The following is a 17,517-nucleotide window of genomic DNA, read 5'->3' as shown; positions in this document are numbered from 1 at the left end:
GCTAATCTATAAACTCTGTATTTTAAGTTGCCCAAATACGGGGTGGCTCGGCTTGGCGTTCCATGATTACTGGCCGCAGCAAGCGCCATACCGCAACAAGCAGTAACAGCATATCCTGACTCTGGTGTGCCAATACACGCACCACTAACAAACCATCAACACAGCTGGCTCCCGCCCAGATTTTTGGTGCATAACCAGCAAGCATGGTTTGCACGTGTCGAATTAATGATTCATCAGACACGGTTGCCACCAACATCGATTGCGCGCTAAACCCTCGCATGCCCACAGGCGAACCCATCATTGATTCTCCCTGCGTCGCAAAACGATCCAACAACACGATCTTGCCATCGCGATAACACGCAAAATCACTATTAATAGTGCCCATGGCAAAGCCTTCACCATTGGCCGGTCTACCCAAACAATTCATTTCCCAACCAATAAACTTAGCATCAGCAGCCAAGTGGACTTCTGTTTTAATGGCTACATTGGTAGCCGGGAAGAAAATGCTTTCTAACGGCATCCATTCCAATGTTGCACCATCAGCAATGTGTAAGCTTTGCTTTACCAGAGCTTGCGGCCCTGCTGAACGATAAAACTTGGTGGCGCCTGGTGTTGTCACAAGCACCTGACCCCCCACCTGCACCTTAATGTCGATATTCAATTCATCGCCCCCAACCACGCCACCAGGCGGGTGGAGTAAGTAAGTATGATTAACATTTCCTTCAGGGAAAAAAGCCCTCTGCACGGTCAATGGGCCCCGCCGTTGGGAGGCAATCAGGCGGGTCTTTCCAGCCCTAGGTGCAAAGTCTAAAGCCAAGTCAGCTTGCCAATTGGTATTTTTAGCCACCCCTTCCATAGATTGTGCCTATACTGTTAGATATTGTTTAATGAGACGATCATCTAAATCTTTGATACTACCCTGGGCAATAGCACAGCCACGGTCAAGGATACAAAACTGATGACCCACCCTTCTAGCAAAGGGTAATTTCTGCTCAACTAACAACACGGTTAGACCCAACTGTTGATTCAACTTCACAATAATGTCACCTATTTCCTGCACAATATTAGGCTGAATGCCTTCTGTGGGTTCATCCAGTATTAGTAATTTAGGCCGCACTACCAACGCCCTAGCAATGGCTAATTGCTGCTGCTGACCGCCACTCAAATCCCCCCCACGGCGACCCAACATATCCTTAAGCACAGGAAATAAATCAAAAATATACTCAGCTATCTTGCGCTCCCCACGTGGTAAGACTGGCAACCCAATTTGCAAATTCTCTTCTACGGTTAACAAAGGAAATATCTGACGACCTTGAGGTACATAACCAATGCCCATTCTGGGGCGTGACTCAGTATTCAATAGAGTAATGTCTTCACCTTGAAAGATAATAGTGCCTGAACTCAGGCCCAACTGACCCATGATGCATTTCAGCAAGGTGGTTTTCCCCACCCCATTGCGCCCCATAAGCACCGTGCATTGCCCTGGCTCAACGTGGAGATCTAAGTTCCACAGGATATGACTTTGGCCATAAAATTGATTAATTTGCTCTACCCTCAGCACTGGCTATTCTCCTAAATACACTTGTTTCACACGGTCATCATTCTGCACTTGAGTCATTGTCCCTTCCGCTAGAATAGAGCCTTGATGAAGGACACTTACCGTTTTACCGCCATCAGAAAGATTGCGCACAAATTCCATATCATGTTCCACCACAATGACAGAGTGTTTGCCTGCAAGAGAGCGCAACAATTCGGCCGTTTTATCCATTTCTTGGTGGGTCATACCCGCAACGGGTTCATCCACCAGCAACAAACGTGGCCGTTGCATGAGTAAAGCGCCAATTTCAAGCCATTGCTTTTGGCCATGAGAAAGTGTGCCTGCTAGTTTTCTCACCTGATCTTTTAGACCAATCAGCCCTAATACCTCATCAATGTTAGCGCGTTGCTCTGAGGTCATTTTCGCGTGCAATAAACTCCAAAAATTGCGCTTTTGGGCCATAGCTAACTCAAGATTGTGCCAGACACTCAAGTGTTCGAATACTGTGGGCTTTTGGAATTTTCGACCCACCCCTGCTTGAGCTATAGCGGGCTCATCCAGCTCTAATAAATCAATGGTTTGACCAAAATACACAATCCCAGAATCAGGTGCTGTTTTGCCCGTTATAATATCCATCATGGTTGTTTTACCAGCCCCATTAGGGCCAATAATGCACCTCAACTCACCATCTGTAATGTATAAGTTGAGGTCGTTGATGGCTTGAAAACCTTCAAATGCCACTGACAAAGATTCCACATAGAGCAATATCGAATGATCAACATTTACAGTATGGTTTTTTTCGGGCGCTAAAAAATCCAACCCTTTGGCAGTCATTGCATGGGGCTTAAGGTCAGTGCTACGATGTAATTTGTTCATTCGGTCCCCTTGCGTTTCAGTAATCCAGCCACGCCTTGAGGCAACACTAAGGTTACAAATACGAACAAGCCCCCCAACACAAATAACCAGACCTCAGGCAATTCAACTGTTAAATAAGACTTGGCATAATTAATCAGGATGGCCCCCATGGCCGCACCATAAAGCGTTGCACGCCCCCCTACAGCCACCCATACTAAGACTTCTATTGAGTTAAGTGGGGAGAACTCATTGGGATTAATAATACCCACCTGTGGCACATACAAGGCGCCAGCCACCCCTGCTAGCATGGCCGAAAAGACAAACACCCACAGCTTTATATTTTCTACTCGATAACCCATAAACCGAGTTCGTTCTTCCGCATCTCTTATAGCCACAACCACCTTACCCGCCCGACTTGTGGTAATAAAACGACACAATAGATATCCTATAATTAAAGCCACAGCACTGGCAATAAATAATGCCATCTTTGTGTGATCGCTTTGCAGGCTATAGCCTAAGATATCTTTGAAGTCAGTTAAGCCATTATTACCACCTAGCCCCATTTCATTGCGGTAGAAGGCCAGCATAAGGGCATAGGTCATTGCCTGGGTAATGATCGACAAATAAACACCCGAAACACGAGAGCGAAAGGCCAAATACCCAAACCCAAAAGCCAACACCGCTGGCACCAGCATGACCATCAAAATCGCCACCCAAAACTGATCAAATCCCTGCCAAAACCAGGGTAATTCCTGCCAATCTAAAAACACCATAAAATCAGACAATTCGGCATTGGCATAAACTCCTCGGTCACCAATCTGGCGCATCAAATACATGCCCATGGCGTAGGCACCCAAAGCAAAGAATGCGGCATGCCCTAAAGTGAGAATACCCAAATAGCCCCACACTAGATCAACCGATAAAGCCAGCAAAGCCAAAGTCAGGTATTTGCCTAACAGGGTGACAGAATAGGTGGGGAAATACAGGCTTGAACTGGCAGGAAGAGAATTAAGCACTGGTATCAAAACAATTGCCAGCAGCAAACTGCCAATTAACCAACGGCCACCCACATCATTATTTAATAAACGCATCATTTTTATTTATCCTTTGGCATCGCGTCCCCGTTGCGGAAACAAGCCACGAGGTCGTTTTTGTATAAATAAGATAATAAAAATCAACACCAACACCTTGGACAATACCGCTCCAGCCCAGGGCTCAAGAATTTTATTAGCCACGCCCAAACTTAAACCGGCCACAAGGGTGCCCCAAAGATTTCCTACCCCGCCAAACACCACCACCATAAAGGAGTCAATGATATAAGCTTGGCCCATATTCGGACCCACGTTGGTTAACTGGGATAAGGCCACGCCAGCAACCCCAGCAACCCCAGAGCCTAAACCAAATGTGAGCGCATCTATCCATTCAGACCTGACCCCCATAGACTTAGCCATATCACGGTTTTGTGAGACTGCTCTCACTTGCAAGCCAAGTCGCGTGCGTTTCATCACAGCCAACAGAAGTAAAAATATAGTGAGACAAAATACGATAATGTACATCCGACTTTGGGTTAACGACAGGAGTGGATTAATGTCAATGACTCCAGTCATCCAAAGAGGCGTTTCCACACTGCGATTAAGTGGTGAGAAAATACTGCGCACGGCCTGCTGTAAAATCAGTGAAATACCAAATGTTGCTAACAATGTTTCCAGCGGTCGGCCGTATAAAAAGCGGATTACACCACGCTCGATGAGTATACCCACAGCACCTGACACCAAAAATGCAGCCGGCACAGCCACTAATAAAGATAAACCAATGTGGTTAGGCATCAACTGTTGGATCAGATAAGTCGTGTAGGCGCCAATCATAATTAGCTCCCCGTGAGCCATGTTAATGACGCCCATCACACCAAAAGTAATCGCTAAGCCAATACCCGCTAACACCAGCACCGAGCCTAGGCTCAGTCCAAAGTAAATGGTTTCAAGACTGCCATAAAAATCTACTTTTCCGTTGATTTGCTCAACATATTTGCCGACCATTGGTATTAAAGGTGATTGGGGATAAGTCAACAAAAAACCATTGAGTGCATTAAGGCTGGCGGGGTGCAAACTTTCCCCTAGAAGCCTGATTGACTGCCTTTGCTGATCCTCATTACTGGAATGCAAGGTTGCTACAGCGAGCACTAAATCAAATGCTGCCAACACCGAGGCATCTGTTTCTCCTAGCCGTAACCGGGCGATGGTCGCCATCAGTTCAGGGGTGGTATCGCCAATGATCGATTCTGCTGCGGCTAGTCGATCCTGAGGCTTTGCCGCTGATAACTGCGTCTCAGTCACGCGTTGGCGAAAAACGCTGCGCAGCCGATTATTAATAGAGACTCGCTTAACGTCTCGCTTTTTTTTGAGGGTGATTAAACCCCCATCATGAATACGCTGAGCAATGGCTCCACTGCTGGCATCTTCCACCTGATATAAACGTTTATCTTGCTTAAGATAGTACAACTGACTGTCCAACATTAATTGCATTAAATGCACAGCTTGGGCCTGATCTGCCTCGTACCAAGACGCCATAATCTGGGCTTTTTGATCGAACTTGGCTTTAATTAAAGCCTGTTCATACTCAACTATTTCAAAAGTTCCAGCTTGGCTTAGGTTGGCTAAAACTAACAGCAAGCAACCCATCCCCCACGAAAGGCAATTCACAAGCCACTGATTGATCATACTTTTATCCTTACATAAAAATAGAGAGCCATGTACGCTCTCTATGTCACTTGAAAATCAGGATTTAAATAGTCTGATGATTAGTAGTTTTGGCCAGAACACTTGGCTGTTTTAACGTTGTAGGCTCCACAAGACAAAGGGGAACGCCAGTCTGAAATTAGGTCTTTAGAACCCTCTAAATAGTCTGACCAAGCATCACCAACCACTAAACCACTGGTTGAAGAGACAACTTCGAATTGACCATCATCTTGAATCTCACCGATTAACACTGGCTTGGAAATGTGATGGTTAGGCATCATGGCCGATAAGCCCCCAGTCAAGTTAGGCACAGAAACGCCAATGATTGCATCTTGTACGGCTTGCGAATCTGTAGTTCCAGCCTTTTCAACGGCTTTAACCCACATGTTAAAACCAATATAGTGCGCTTCCATCGGATCATTAGTGACGCGGTCCTCATCCTTAATAAAGGCATGCCAGCTTTCAATAAATGATTCATTAGCTTCACTATCAACGCTCATAAAGTAGTTCCAAGCGGCTAGGTGACCGACCAGTGGAGCCGTATCGATACCAGAAAGTTCTTCTTCACCGACCGAGAATGCAATTACAGGAATGTCTGCAGAGCTGATCCCTTGTGCTCCTAACTCTTTATAGAAAGGCACATTAGCATCGCCATTGATAGTGGAAACGACACCCGTCTTCTTACCTTTTGATCCAAACTTAGAAATATCAGAAACGATAGACTGCCAATCAGAATGACCAAAAGGTGTGTAGTTAACCATGATGTCTTCTGATGCTACGCCCTTCGCTTTTAAATACGCTTCTAATATTTTGTTGGTGGTTCGTGGATACACATAGTCGGTGCCAGCTAACACCCAGCGCTCTATACCCAAGTCATTTATTAAGTAATCTACCGCTGGAATAGCTTGCTGATTCGGTGCTGCACCGGTATAAAATACATTTTTGGAGGATTCTTCTCCTTCATATTGCACAGGATAAAAGAATACGCTGTTTAACTCTTCAATAACTGGCAAAACGGACTTTCGGGATACCGATGTCCAAGACCCAAAAATAGCGGCCACCTCGTCTTTTTCAATCAACTCACGCGCTTTCTCAGCATACAGTGGCCAGTTAGAGGCTGGATCAACCACCACAGGTTCTAGTTGCATGCCCAATAAACCACCCTTTTTATTCTGCTCATCAATCAGCATCAGCATGGTGTCTTTAAGTGTGGTTTCACTGATGGCCATGGTACCCGACAAGGAGTGCAACACACCTACTTTAATGGTGTCAGCAGCCAGCGCAATATTTGATATTGCCACTGCGCCTGTCAAAGCTGCATATTTCCAAAAACTATTTCTAAGCATTAGTTCTTCCTTTTGTTTAATTACGTTATTGATTGGGCCAAATAACTAGCACCAAAATGATTTTACTAATTAGTTAAGAGCAACCTTCATGCCAATTATCTAAAAACATAATAGTTTTTATTTTTTGTATATATTTCAGATAGTTAAAATTTTATTAATAGTTTTAGCAGGTTGTAAATTGTTACAGTGCACCAAAGTGAACCCAGCAGAACACCCGCTGCACTATGAATTACCACAGTAAAATAGTCATTTGAGAATGATATTTAGACCGGTTTTTTAATCATTTGAGAAACTATAATGGCGTCTAAGAGGGGTTTACACTTAAAAATGGCGCAAGTCATTTAACGCTGGAAAGCAGATAATGTATTTTCCCCTTACCCAATTCATTCAGTGCCTAATAAGAGAACTCAGGCGGCAATGGACTCAGGCAACCATAGAACATACATAACGCCAGCTTTTTTGAGTAGAGCACCTAAAAAGGTTAGAGATTTAGTTAATGCATACACTGACTGCACAGAAAAGTAAGTTATACAAAGAGAAGGTTTGCTGAATCAGCAACTATAATGATGGGTCACTTCAGTGTAGAAATGACGAACTTCGATGAACAGAATCCAGATGACCTTGAGTGGAGAAAAACGGCACCTGAATTGGACTTAAAAGCCAATATAAAGCTTTAGGCGTTAGACATTTTTTACCAACTGCCTTTGACACCATCCAAAAAAAGACACGCTAGGTGTCTGGTTTTAATGGAATAATTGGTCGGGACGGCAGGATTTGAACCTACAGCCCCCTACGCTACCCTCTTTGAGTGAGCCAACATCAAAAAAACTATAAAAGCCATAAAATACAGCAGCTTAGATAAACTTCTTCACTAAAATACCTGCTTATAGACTAACCAACGATCTAAAAAGTGTACGAAATTAAGGGCATGGGGGCTAGGTGGGGTGAGCTTTACAAACAAATCATCAACTGTTTTAACAAAGCCATTCAATTTTCAACGAGTTTGCACAGATGCTATACCTGCAATAGGCTAAGAAGGATGGAATATTCTTGCGATGCTGCAAACAAGCCTTTACCTACTTTGTGTTCCGTCTTGTGGCGTTGATTATCAGTTATCCAAATATCCGCTCCTGCCGCACCATACAACGCCACAATGGGCTGACTGCAACTATAAGCCACACGCTCTCTATTGCGTTACATTGTAACCAATTGGAGTGTCTATTAAATTGGGTGCGTATCAAACATCCTCTGAAGAGCTGTCTGAATTCTGTAAAAGGACCGATTCAAAAAGGCCTAGAGGACAAAGTTTGGAGATCGAAAGAAAAGAAGATACGAAATACACTGAGGAAAACTGCGAATTGTGCTGTTATTGGTGCAACAACGCTAAATCAGATATTTTTTCATTTAATGAGTTTACAAAAATTGGCTTAGCCATAGGCCTTGTAATAAAAGAAAAGCTAAGGGAAGAACAGGCTTTATTAAGCAAAAGCTCCGCGCCTTAAATAAAATGGCATCTAATGCCATAACTCATTTCCAGGCAACTCCACTCCAGAACGTATCCATGGTGCATTCGTTAGTGACGATGAAGTGGCTAAGATTGTTAAGCTAAGTGCAGAGTGTTCTCGGGGCTCGGGTTAAAAACCTGTGGCTACCTGATTAACTACCTGATGACAGCAGTTAAATATGTGGAGGGTATACTCTATTTACCAATTCTTCTGGCAGATCATTGCCATCTTGGTCCCAACCGAAAGTTCTATTGTTTGTCATTCTATGGTCAAGCTCACATATTAAGAACCCATTGTCTTGATCAAATTTAAAATCAAAATGCCAAGGAGAGTATTCCCATTCTCTATTGTTGAAAGGGTATTCAGTCATGAAGTTTCCCTTCAACGACTCACCGACATATTCATAACCAGAGGTTTCTAGAAACTTGTTCTTTTGTATTTTTGAAAGTAAATAACTCATAAGCTTTCCATTCTAAAGTTAGGTTTGCATTACGTGAAATATAATAAAATCATTAAATTATGCGATATGGAGTAATGCAGTGTTTATATGTGGAGTAACCTTTATTTATTTGCTTATTAGTGCGCTCGCGTTAAAAATCTACTAAATAGGCTCATAACCTCTTCGATAGAGGAATTAAGCCGATGATCACCTTTCAGCAAATGCAGTGTGCAATTAGCCTGCCTTGCAAACTGCACCGAGTTACCTACTGGTATAATGTCATCAGACCACCCATGAACAACCTCAATGTGGGTGGTTTTTGATGGATACATTTGTACCTTATAGCCATCCATATAAAGAGCTGGGGCAAGAAGAAAGAGTGATTGCACGTTCACTTGTTGTGAAGCCACTAAAGAAACGTAACCACCCATGCTTGACCCCACTAGAATGGGTGGCTCTTTATCGTTTTCCAGTACCTTCAACAACATACTTACACGAACATCGGGGTCTTTGGTTTCCCTATAATCAATGCTCTCAACCGTGTGCCCAGCCTCTTTTGCAATCGCTGCCAAATGCTTTATCTTGCTGCCCCAAGGGCCACTTTCCATACCGTGCGAAAAATAGATTTTCATATTATTTAGAACCGTTGTTATTGATGTATATACTTGCCCGTAGCTCATGCACTGTAGGGGTCATCACAAATCATACAGACAAGTCGCTAGCTCAATCATTTGGTCACGCCACAACACCACTTTTGTCCACTTCTTTGGAATAGCACTATACCCATACATAGCCCCAGCAATTTGCCCCGCCACTGCGCCTACAGTATCCGCATCGTCTCGACGATTTACGGCCAGCAGTAGGCACTCTTCAAATGAATCTGAATTTCGTGCTGCCCACATAGCACATTCAAAGGTATGTTTGACATAGCCGCTAGATTGGAGTTCTGACCAAGGGGTTGAATCTGGTAAAACATAATTTTTAACGTCTTCTATGAATGGGTCGCCTGCATATAGCACTCTAGCGAGAAGGTGCGCGTATAGGCAGCACTCTTCGGATGCGTGAGTGATTTGTGACTGCAAAACAGACTGTTCCACTGCTAGCTCTACATTACGTGCATTCGCCACTACTGAAGGAGCAAGGCGCATTATACCGCCATTGCCAGAAGACTGAGGCGCTGTACTGCCCTGATAGAATGATTGATGGCCATCTATTTTGAGCGCATTGAGGCGAGTCAACGCAGACCTAGTAGCATTACCAATATCAAAACATTCATTGGCCCATGAGTACTCACCATCCAACCACCAAGCCACGAAGTTTTTGCTAATCTGCTCAGCATCAAAGCCCTTCTTTGATTTGTATGCGTACCCAAGTGCTAAGGCCATGCTGGTATCGTCGGTCCACCCACCCACTGGCACTGAAAATGGGCCACCGCCTGTTATTTCCGTATGCCACTGGCTTCTGTCTTCTGTGGGATTATGAGTAAACTCCAGCGTAGTACCTAGAGCATCACCAATGGCTAGGCCAATGATGGAACCTATTGCTTGGTCTTGATTCATACACTATCTCTTGTCATTTTACTTTTGCGCCATCTATTGTTGAGATGTTCAGACCCATATGTAATATGTGGAGACCATTTGCACACCTAGTCAAGCTCAAGTGAAAAGTTCCATGCTTTTTGTGCAAACGGGCAGTCATAATCAAATCCTTCAAACTTGCCTGAACTGTACCTTTTACGTTTGTTAATTGTGTACCCACCTTTCAGAACAGCATCTCTGGTATCAATAATTTCTACAGGTTTTCCATGATTACTATCCGATAATAGCCCCATACGTTTCAAAACAACATTTGGTTGCCCATTTTTCGTACCTAGAGGTATAAGATCTTTATCCAACACATTTCTGATTAAAAAGCTTACAGCAACCCCAGCGTTCCCAACAACCAAGTCACAACGCCTACGCAGCCCATTGCCGTTAAAGTAAAACAAAGGGCCTTCGGATATTTGGGCACGAGTATTTCCTGCTGAATGCCTACTTTTTGTGGGATACTTTTCTGCATAAGATGACCGATACCAGTCATGTGCCATATCCCCTATTCCACCATAGTAAAGCTCTAAACTAGTCAATATGAAATCTTGGCCATGAACTCGTATGGTACAACCTAGGAAGCTTTCCATAACATCTAACGCCAGTGCTTCCTGTTTTTCCACATCTTCTTTTTTGCAGGATGGCACATCGCCATCTATATTGATCAATTGCATCAGTTCATATTGCTTCTCAAGCATACATTACATCCTTATTAAGTTTTTATTCCTAGCACAGGCTGGTGCCAAATTTGTTAAGTAAATGGTCGCCTTAGGCAAAAATCAAGGCATTTTTGTAAAGGTAATGGTCCTATTCACTCCAATTCATCCAATATTCAGCAATGCTGGTCACTAAATCGATTAGCTCTTTGGTTAAAATTTGTAATAGGACCATTAGCTTTACAATTTCTTAAAATATTCTAGACAACTAAAAAAAGAAACCAGGGCCAAAGGATAGCCTCCTAGTGGAGCTGTCATCCCCCCAGTTTTAACTGATGTAAAAATGAGGAATAACAGCTTAACGGCCTAGTTTGGCTCAGATAATACTAAGGGATCTGGGGGTAGACCCTAGATTTTTTTTTACATACATAAACTTGGAGGTTTAAAATATTTAACTTACAACTGTATATGAACAACCATAAAACAGTCTAGAACTGAAAGTAAGTTTTGGTGTTCATTTAGTTAACAGTTCATCGGTTTTTGATAAAATTCAGCAAAACTCTTAACCCTAAAAGTGTAATGTAAGAGCATGCCCAGAAAAATGAACTACACTTTCAACACATTGTTAGCTAATATTTTGATAAGAAAAAATAATAGAGTGGCTCTCTAATAATTATTATGAGTGTCGATATGTCTCATAAATGTACTGTTAGTTGTATTTAGAGGTCAGTATGAAAGTTTCCACAGAGAATGAGCTTAGACTGCTAGAGTTAATTGATATTTGTAAAAAACATCAAGGTGAACATTTAGATGCTCACCATGGCTCAGGAAGTTGGGCGACTTCTTATTCTAATTTCTTTATAGATGCGGCATCTGAAATGTATGTGATTTACAAAAAATCAGGTTCACTTAATCCAATATTTAAATTATCCCAGGACTTTCAGAAAGCAAAAATCAGATCTTGTCGTGGTTCAGTTATGTGTTCAGATAAAGTACAGTATTTATATAAGTCGCACTTAAAAAGCAAGATCGAAAAATTGTAGTGGTTAAGTAAAACTGTCTACGGCATAAGAGACAGAAATGAAACGGCCTAGGTGGGTCAATTTTAAGTCGGCGTTGGCAAGTATCCCATTGTGGAAACGTTAGCTTTTCCACTATCTCCCTTGTTCCAAATAACACGCTGATGATACGCACCCAGTTTAATAGACACTCCAATTGGTTCCAATGTAACGCAATAGGAGGCCAACAATGGCATTCGACAGATTAAAGCATTGGAAGGTACGTGATACAAAAGAAGGTTTGCTGAATCAGCAACAATAATGGCTGACCTCACAAGTAAAGCAATGGGCAACTTCTATGAAGCAAACCAAGATGACATCAGTGGAAGATAGCAGTGCCTAAATTGAGCTTAAAAACCATTTGAAGCGTTAGACGTTAGAAATTTGTTACCAACTATATTTTACACCATCCAAAAAAACGACACGCTAGGTGTCTAATTTTAATGGAATAATTGGTCGGGACGGCAGGATTTGAACCTACGACCCCCTGCCCCCCAGGCAGGTGCGCTACCAAACTGCGCCACGCCCCGACACCGCTGCTGTAGTTGCTTTAAGGCAACCCAACAGAGGCGGTATGTTACTAGAATCGTTGCCACTTTGGAAGCAAAGCAGCCTTGAATTCATCAACAATATAGAATTAAATCAAGTCTTTGATGTAATTAAAGACACAGGCTAGTTTTCTGCCTCAACACGGTCTTTAAGCTTTTGACCAGGCCTAAAAGTGACCACTCGCCGTGCTGAAATAGCCACTTCTTCGCCTGTTTTTGGGTTTCGTCCAGGCCTGGAGCGTTTATCACGTAGGTCAAAATTACCAAAACCAGATAATTTAACCTGTTCATTGCTTATGAGACTGGAAGACACTTCTTCAAAAAAGGCTTCTACCATGTCTTTTGCATCGCGTTTACTAAGCTTTTGTTCACTACTAAGACGTTCTGCCATATCGGCTTTGGTCAGTGATCCCATAGCTGGGTCCTCGCCTGTTATTTATAATTATTTAGCTTACCAAGCTTAATAACCCCCTGTTAGTTATAACTAACGGGGTATTTTTTAGCCTCTTAAGCTCGCACCAGCGTGTTGAGATAGGTGTTTAACCACCTGTTCGACCCATTGGTTTACTTCATCATCAGTAAGAGTGCGCTCTGGGTGCTGCCACGTCAAGCCTAAAGCAAGACTTTTTTGTCCATTTTCAATGCCTTGGCCTTGGTAAACATCAAATAACCGCACCGACTTAAGCCATTCACCAGCACTGGATTCAATGTTCTGAGTCACTTTAGCGACACTGGTTTTCTGATCCAATACAATGGCTAAGTCACGGCGCATTTCTGGAAACTTAGATAAGGTCTCATAAGCAGGGAGCATTCCCATGCTAATCGACGCTAGGTCCACCTCAAACATAAACACTGGGCCGTCTAGGCCTAGGTCTTTAACAAGGCCTGGATGCATTGCGCCAATGTAGCCTATGGTTTTGTCAGCTAATTGGACAGCAGCACTTTGTCCTGGATGCAAGGCTAAGTGCTCTTCAGCTTCAAAGGAGAACCTTTGGCCACTAATTTCAAGTAAAGATTCAAGGTCACCTTTTGCATCGAAGTAATCAACCTGTTCAGCTTTGCCATGCCAGCTTTCTGGATGTCGTGAGCCATAGATTAAACCTGCAAACACATCTTGCTGCTGCAAGCCTTGCTTACTAGGAATAAAGCGCTGGCCCGTTTCAAATAAGCGCACACGTGATTGTTGGCGGTTTTGATTATGCTGCAGTGCCTTTACTAAACCAGGCCATAAGCTTGTGCGCATTACCGCCATGTCAGCAGAAATGGGGTTAAGCAGTTCCACTGGCTTGTTTTGATCATCAAACTTGGCCAACAAGCCGGGTTCTACCATGCTATAGGTAATCGCTTCTTGATATCCACAGCTCACCATATGCCGACGCAAAACAGATAGAGGACGCTCTACTTCTGATTTACTTGGGATTTCCATAGTTGCCACAGGATTAGTACTAGGCAAATTGTTGTAGCCATAGACCCGCGCCACCTCTTCCACAAGGTCTGCTTCTATGGCGATATCAAAACGCCACGACGGTGCGGTGAAAGTCCAACCATGATCATCTGATGAAACTAAGGTAAGGCCAAGACGCGTAAGAATATCAAGCACCTTTTGATGAGGAATTTTATAAGCTAACAACGATTCTAAGCGCGCTTTACGCAGTGTCACTTTACTAAGGCTTGGTAAGTGTTCTGCCGAAACTTGCTCTACAATAGGGCCTGCCTCACCACCAACAATACTTTGCAACAACATGGTTGCTCGGTCTATGGCTTTTCGCTGTAGATCATAATCTACGCCACGCTCAAAGCGGTGAGATGCATCCGTGTGTAATCCATAACTACGGGCTTTACCAGCAATACTAATCGGGTTGAAAAAAGCGGCTTCCAAGAATACATTGTGAGTGCCTTCACCCACTCCTGTATCGGCGCCACCCATAATGCCCGCCATGCCCAATACACCCTCGTTATCAGCAATCACTAAGGTCTCATTCGTCAGTTCAACTTTTTGACCGTCAAGCAAAGTTAGGCTTTCACCTTGGCTTGCCATGCGCACGATGATAGAGCCATTGACCTTGTCCAAGTCATAGGCATGCATGGGCTGGCCCATTTCTAGCAAAATATAGTTGGTTACATCTACTACGGGGTCGATACTACGAAGGTCACAACGGCGCAATTTTTCTTGTAACCACAATGGCGAAGATTGAGTAATATCAATGTTATTTAACACCCGACCTAAAAACCGTGGGCAGTGCTCTGGAGCACTCACCTTAACAGGAAAGACATCGTCTACCTGAGGTGCTAATTCTGGGTGTTCTGGGGCTGTTACATCCAGTGAATTAAGCACTCCCACTTCCCGCGCAAGGCCAGCTATACTTAAGCAGTCACCACGATTGGGGGTTAGGTCTACATCAATTATTTTGTCATTAAGGTTGAGATACTCACGAACATCAGTGCCTATGGGTGCATCAGCTGCCAACTCCATGATGCCCTCGTTTTCGTCACTAATCTCTAGCTCTGCAGCTGAACATAGCATACCAAAAGATTCTTCTTGGCGTAGCTTTGCTTTTTTAATTTTGAAATTGCCAGGCAATACTGCGCCCACTGTGGCAAACGCAACTTTAATGCCCACACGGGCATTGGGTGCACCACACACTACTTGAATTTCTGTAGCACCATCACTAACCTGACACACACGCAGTTTGTCAGCATTTGGGTGCTGCTGCGCACTCATAATTTCGCCTACGATGACGCCACTAAATTCGCCAGCGGCAGACTCTACATCATCCACTTCTAGGCCAGCTAGAGTGATTTGAGCTATCAATTCATCACTGCTTAATGCTGGGTTAACCCATTCACGAAGCCATTGTTCACTAAATTTCATGTCTATCTCTCGATCAAAGATTAACTAAATTGGGCCAAAAAGCGTAGGTCATTTTCAAAGAACATCCGTAAGTCTTTAACGCCGTAACGCAACATAGCCAAGCGCTCTACTCCCATACCAAAGGCAAAACCAGTGTATTTTTCAGTGTCGATGCCTGAGTGTTCGAATACTTTAGGATGAACCATGCCACAACCCAATACTTCCAGCCACTTTTGTTCTCCATCTTCACCTAAGTAACCGATATCTACTTCTATGGAGGGCTCTGTAAAGGGAAAGTATGAGGGGCGAAAGCGCACTTGAAGGTCACGTTCGAAGAAGACGTTGAGGAAGTTATGCAGAATACCTTTTAAGTCTGCAAAACTAATATTGTCATCTACTAGCAAGCCTTCTATCTGGTGGAACATGGGCGAGTGGGTTTGGTCGGAATCACACCGATAAACGCGGCCAGGACAAATAATGCGGATCGGCGGCTGTTGCTTTTCCATAGTTCTCACTTGTACACCTGATGTGTGGGTACGAAGTAAGGTGCCATCACCAAAATAGAACGTGTCATGCATAGCTCGCGCCGGGTGATGAGCAGGAATATTGAGTGCTTCAAAATTGTGGTAGTCATCTTCAATTTCTGGGCCTTGGGCTACAGAAAAACCAATTTGAGCGAAGAAGTTTTGAATCCGTTCGATGGTCATGGTGACAGGGTGTAGGCCTCCAAAATCTTGGCCACGCCCGGGTAGTGTGACATCAATGCTTTCTACTGCAAGTTGCTTGCTAAGGGCATTAGCAGCCATCATAGTGCGCTTTACGGTAATAGCGTCTTGCACTTGCTGTTTGGCTTCATTGATCTTCGCACCTGCTGCAGGGCGCTCTTGTGCCGACAGCTGGCCTAGGCTTTTGAGTTGTTGTGTCAGTTCGCCCTTTTTACCTAAGTACTGAACCCGAACGTGGTCAAGGGCTGCTTCATCTGCCGCTTGAGCCACAGCGTTTAAGCCATCGGTGACCAGTTGCTTGAGGTGATCCATATTATTCTCCATCTAAAACAAGACAGGGGAAGAGTTTGCACTCTTCCCCTGTTTCTAATCCTCGTTAGAGGATACGAAGGTAGTTTAATCTATGCTAACCAAGGTTAGTGTTAGATCAACCAGCTTAAGCGAGTGCCGCTTTAGCCTTCTCTACGATCGCTGTGAATACCGCTTTGTCGTGAATGGCTAGGTCTGCCAATACTTTGCGGTCGATCTCGATTGAAGATTTCTTCAAACCAGAAATCAAACGGCTGTAAGACAACCCGTTCATACGCGCACCAGCGTTTATACGAGCAATCCATAGAGCACGAAACTGACGCTTACGTTGACGACGGTCGCGGTAGGCATATTGGCCAGCTTTGATTACTGCTTGCTTAGCAACTCGAAATACACGACTACGTGCACCGTAATAGCCTTTAGCCAGCTTGAGGATCTTCTTATGACGACGGTGTGCTTGGACACCACGTTTTACGCGAGACATTATACTTCTCCTTACCAGTGACTAATTAGATATACGGCAACATGCGCTTTACTAATGGCTTATCTGCAGCACTAATCTGCAAAGTGCCACGTAAATGACGCTTACGCTTGGTACTCTTTTTGGTCAAAATATGACTGGTGAAGGACTGACGGTGTTTAAAGCCGTTAGCAGTTTTCTTGAATCGTTTTGCAGCGCCGCTGCAAGATTTCATCTTAGGCATTACATTTACTCCACGCATTCGTTGATTGTTAATGAAGACGCATTTAAGAACCTAAACCCTTAAGTGGTCTCCCGAATGTAGCGTTTAACGGCTACTTTCTTTTCTTTGGTGCCAAAACCATAGTCAATTGACGGCCTTCCATCTTCGGATATTGCTCTACTCCAGCGTATTCGGCCAAATCGACCTCTACACGCTTGAGTAATTCCATACCCAATTCTTGGTGTGCCATCTCACGACCACGGTAACGCAAGGTTACTTTCGTCTTGTCACCATTCTCTAGGAAACGGATCAGGTTGCGTAGTTTTACCTGATAATCTCCTACATCAGTCCCTGGACGGAACTTGATTTCTTTCACTTGCGTCTGCTTTTGCTTCTTTTTAGCAGCCGCTTTTTGTTTTTTCACTTCAAACACTTGTTTGCCGTAGTCCATGATCTTACAGACCACAGGCTCAGCATCGGCTGCAATCTGAACTAGATCCAGCTTAGCTGCTTCTGCCATTACTAGTGCTTCAGCTACAGTAACAATACCGACTTGTTCGCCGTCGGCACCGATGAGGCGACATTCTATCGCTTCAATATGTTCGTTAATTGTTGGGCGTTTTGCTTTGCCCTTAGTATATTCCCGTTTAATTTCGGTATCTCCGTTAATTCATAATTTGAAAC

18 protein-coding genes and 1 tRNA gene are annotated in these 17,517 nt (G+C 43.8%); 1 reads left to right on the top strand and 18 read right to left on the bottom strand.

Annotated features, from left to right (window positions below; translation table 11 throughout):
• Positions 1-22 precede the first annotated feature (22 nt).
• From ABXT60_RS04520 to ABXT60_RS04470, 11 genes are all read right to left on the bottom strand, one after another.
• Complete coding sequence (locus ABXT60_RS04520; RefSeq protein ID WP_443631559.1) at positions 23-856, bottom strand: urease accessory protein UreD; 834 nt, start codon at positions 854-856, stop codon at positions 23-25.
• Between the two features lie 9 nt (positions 857-865).
• Positions 866-1,561, bottom strand: a complete 696-nt coding sequence (urtE, locus tag ABXT60_RS04515) for an urea ABC transporter ATP-binding subunit UrtE (protein WP_443631558.1) — start codon at positions 1,559-1,561, stop codon at positions 866-868.
• A gap of 3 nt (positions 1,562-1,564) precedes the next feature.
• Entirely contained in the window at positions 1,565-2,413 is an 849-nt protein-coding gene (gene urtD / locus ABXT60_RS04510) for an urea ABC transporter ATP-binding protein UrtD (RefSeq protein WP_443631557.1), read from the bottom strand.
• Entirely contained in the window at positions 2,410-3,486 is a 1,077-nt protein-coding gene (gene urtC, locus ABXT60_RS04505) for an urea ABC transporter permease subunit UrtC (RefSeq protein ID WP_443631556.1), read from the bottom strand. The genes urtD and urtC overlap by 4 nt, the downstream gene beginning before the upstream one ends.
• Before the next feature lie 6 nt (positions 3,487-3,492).
• Entirely contained in the window at positions 3,493-5,109 is a 1,617-nt protein-coding gene (urtB, locus tag ABXT60_RS04500) for an urea ABC transporter permease subunit UrtB (protein WP_443631555.1), read from the bottom strand.
• An 80-nt stretch (positions 5,110-5,189) separates the two neighbouring features.
• Positions 5,190-6,473, bottom strand: a complete 1,284-nt coding sequence (gene urtA, locus ABXT60_RS04495) for an urea ABC transporter substrate-binding protein (protein ID WP_443631554.1) — start codon at positions 6,471-6,473, stop codon at positions 5,190-5,192.
• A gap of 1,014 nt (positions 6,474-7,487) precedes the next feature.
• The gene (locus ABXT60_RS04490) at positions 7,488-7,652 is read right to left on the bottom strand and encodes a hypothetical protein (protein ID WP_443631553.1); all 165 of its coding nucleotides are present in this window, start codon (positions 7,650-7,652) and stop codon (positions 7,488-7,490) included.
• A 498-nt stretch (positions 7,653-8,150) separates the two neighbouring features.
• Complete coding sequence (locus ABXT60_RS04485) at positions 8,151-8,438, bottom strand: hypothetical protein (protein ID WP_443631552.1); 288 nt, start codon at positions 8,436-8,438, stop codon at positions 8,151-8,153.
• 116 nt (positions 8,439-8,554) lie between these two features.
• Positions 8,555-9,049, bottom strand: coding sequence for an alpha/beta hydrolase (locus ABXT60_RS04480; RefSeq protein ID WP_443631551.1), 495 nt, complete (start codon positions 9,047-9,049; stop codon positions 8,555-8,557).
• Between the two features lie 63 nt (positions 9,050-9,112).
• A complete protein-coding gene (locus ABXT60_RS04475; protein WP_443631550.1) occupies positions 9,113-9,976 on the bottom strand; it encodes an ADP-ribosylglycohydrolase family protein in 864 nt (287 codons plus the stop codon).
• Positions 9,977-10,062: 86 nt separating this feature from the next.
• Entirely contained in the window at positions 10,063-10,701 is a 639-nt protein-coding gene (locus tag ABXT60_RS04470; RefSeq protein WP_443631549.1) for a hypothetical protein, read from the bottom strand.
• Positions 10,702-11,390: 689 nt separating this feature from the next.
• On the opposite strand from ABXT60_RS04470, the gene ABXT60_RS04465 reads away from it, so the two are divergent.
• On the top strand, positions 11,391-11,702 hold the full coding sequence (locus tag ABXT60_RS04465; RefSeq protein ID WP_443631548.1) for a hypothetical protein: 312 nt from the start codon (positions 11,391-11,393) through the stop codon (positions 11,700-11,702).
• A gap of 468 nt (positions 11,703-12,170) precedes the next feature.
• On the opposite strand, the gene ABXT60_RS04460 is transcribed toward ABXT60_RS04465, so the two are convergent.
• From ABXT60_RS04460 to infC, 7 genes are all read right to left on the bottom strand, one after another.
• Positions 12,171-12,247: transfer RNA gene (locus ABXT60_RS04460), tRNA-Pro, on the bottom strand.
• 142 nt (positions 12,248-12,389) lie between these two features.
• A complete protein-coding gene (ihfA, locus tag ABXT60_RS04455; RefSeq protein ID WP_443631547.1) occupies positions 12,390-12,680 on the bottom strand; it encodes an integration host factor subunit alpha in 291 nt (96 codons plus the stop codon).
• A gap of 84 nt (positions 12,681-12,764) precedes the next feature.
• The gene (gene pheT, locus ABXT60_RS04450; protein ID WP_443631546.1) at positions 12,765-15,137 is read right to left on the bottom strand and encodes a phenylalanine--tRNA ligase subunit beta; all 2,373 of its coding nucleotides are present in this window, start codon (positions 15,135-15,137) and stop codon (positions 12,765-12,767) included.
• Between the two features lie 20 nt (positions 15,138-15,157).
• The gene (gene pheS, locus ABXT60_RS04445) at positions 15,158-16,153 is read right to left on the bottom strand and encodes a phenylalanine--tRNA ligase subunit alpha (protein WP_443631545.1); all 996 of its coding nucleotides are present in this window, start codon (positions 16,151-16,153) and stop codon (positions 15,158-15,160) included.
• Between the two features lie 124 nt (positions 16,154-16,277).
• On the bottom strand, positions 16,278-16,634 hold the full coding sequence (rplT, locus tag ABXT60_RS04440) for a 50S ribosomal protein L20 (RefSeq protein WP_046482145.1): 357 nt from the start codon (positions 16,632-16,634) through the stop codon (positions 16,278-16,280).
• A 25-nt stretch (positions 16,635-16,659) separates the two neighbouring features.
• Positions 16,660-16,854, bottom strand: coding sequence for a 50S ribosomal protein L35 (gene rpmI / locus ABXT60_RS04435; RefSeq protein WP_046482218.1), 195 nt, complete (start codon positions 16,852-16,854; stop codon positions 16,660-16,662).
• 91 nt (positions 16,855-16,945) lie between these two features.
• Positions 16,946-17,485, bottom strand: a complete 540-nt coding sequence (infC, locus tag ABXT60_RS04430; RefSeq protein ID WP_046482147.1) for a translation initiation factor IF-3 — start codon at positions 17,483-17,485, stop codon at positions 16,946-16,948.
• Positions 17,486-17,517: the final 32 nt, after the last annotated feature.

Source organism: Candidatus Njordibacter sp. Uisw_056 (assembly GCF_047730085.1).
Lineage (GTDB): Bacteria > Pseudomonadota > Gammaproteobacteria > Pseudomonadales > Balneatricaceae > Njordibacter.
This window is presented reverse-complemented; position numbering and strand designations above follow the sequence as displayed.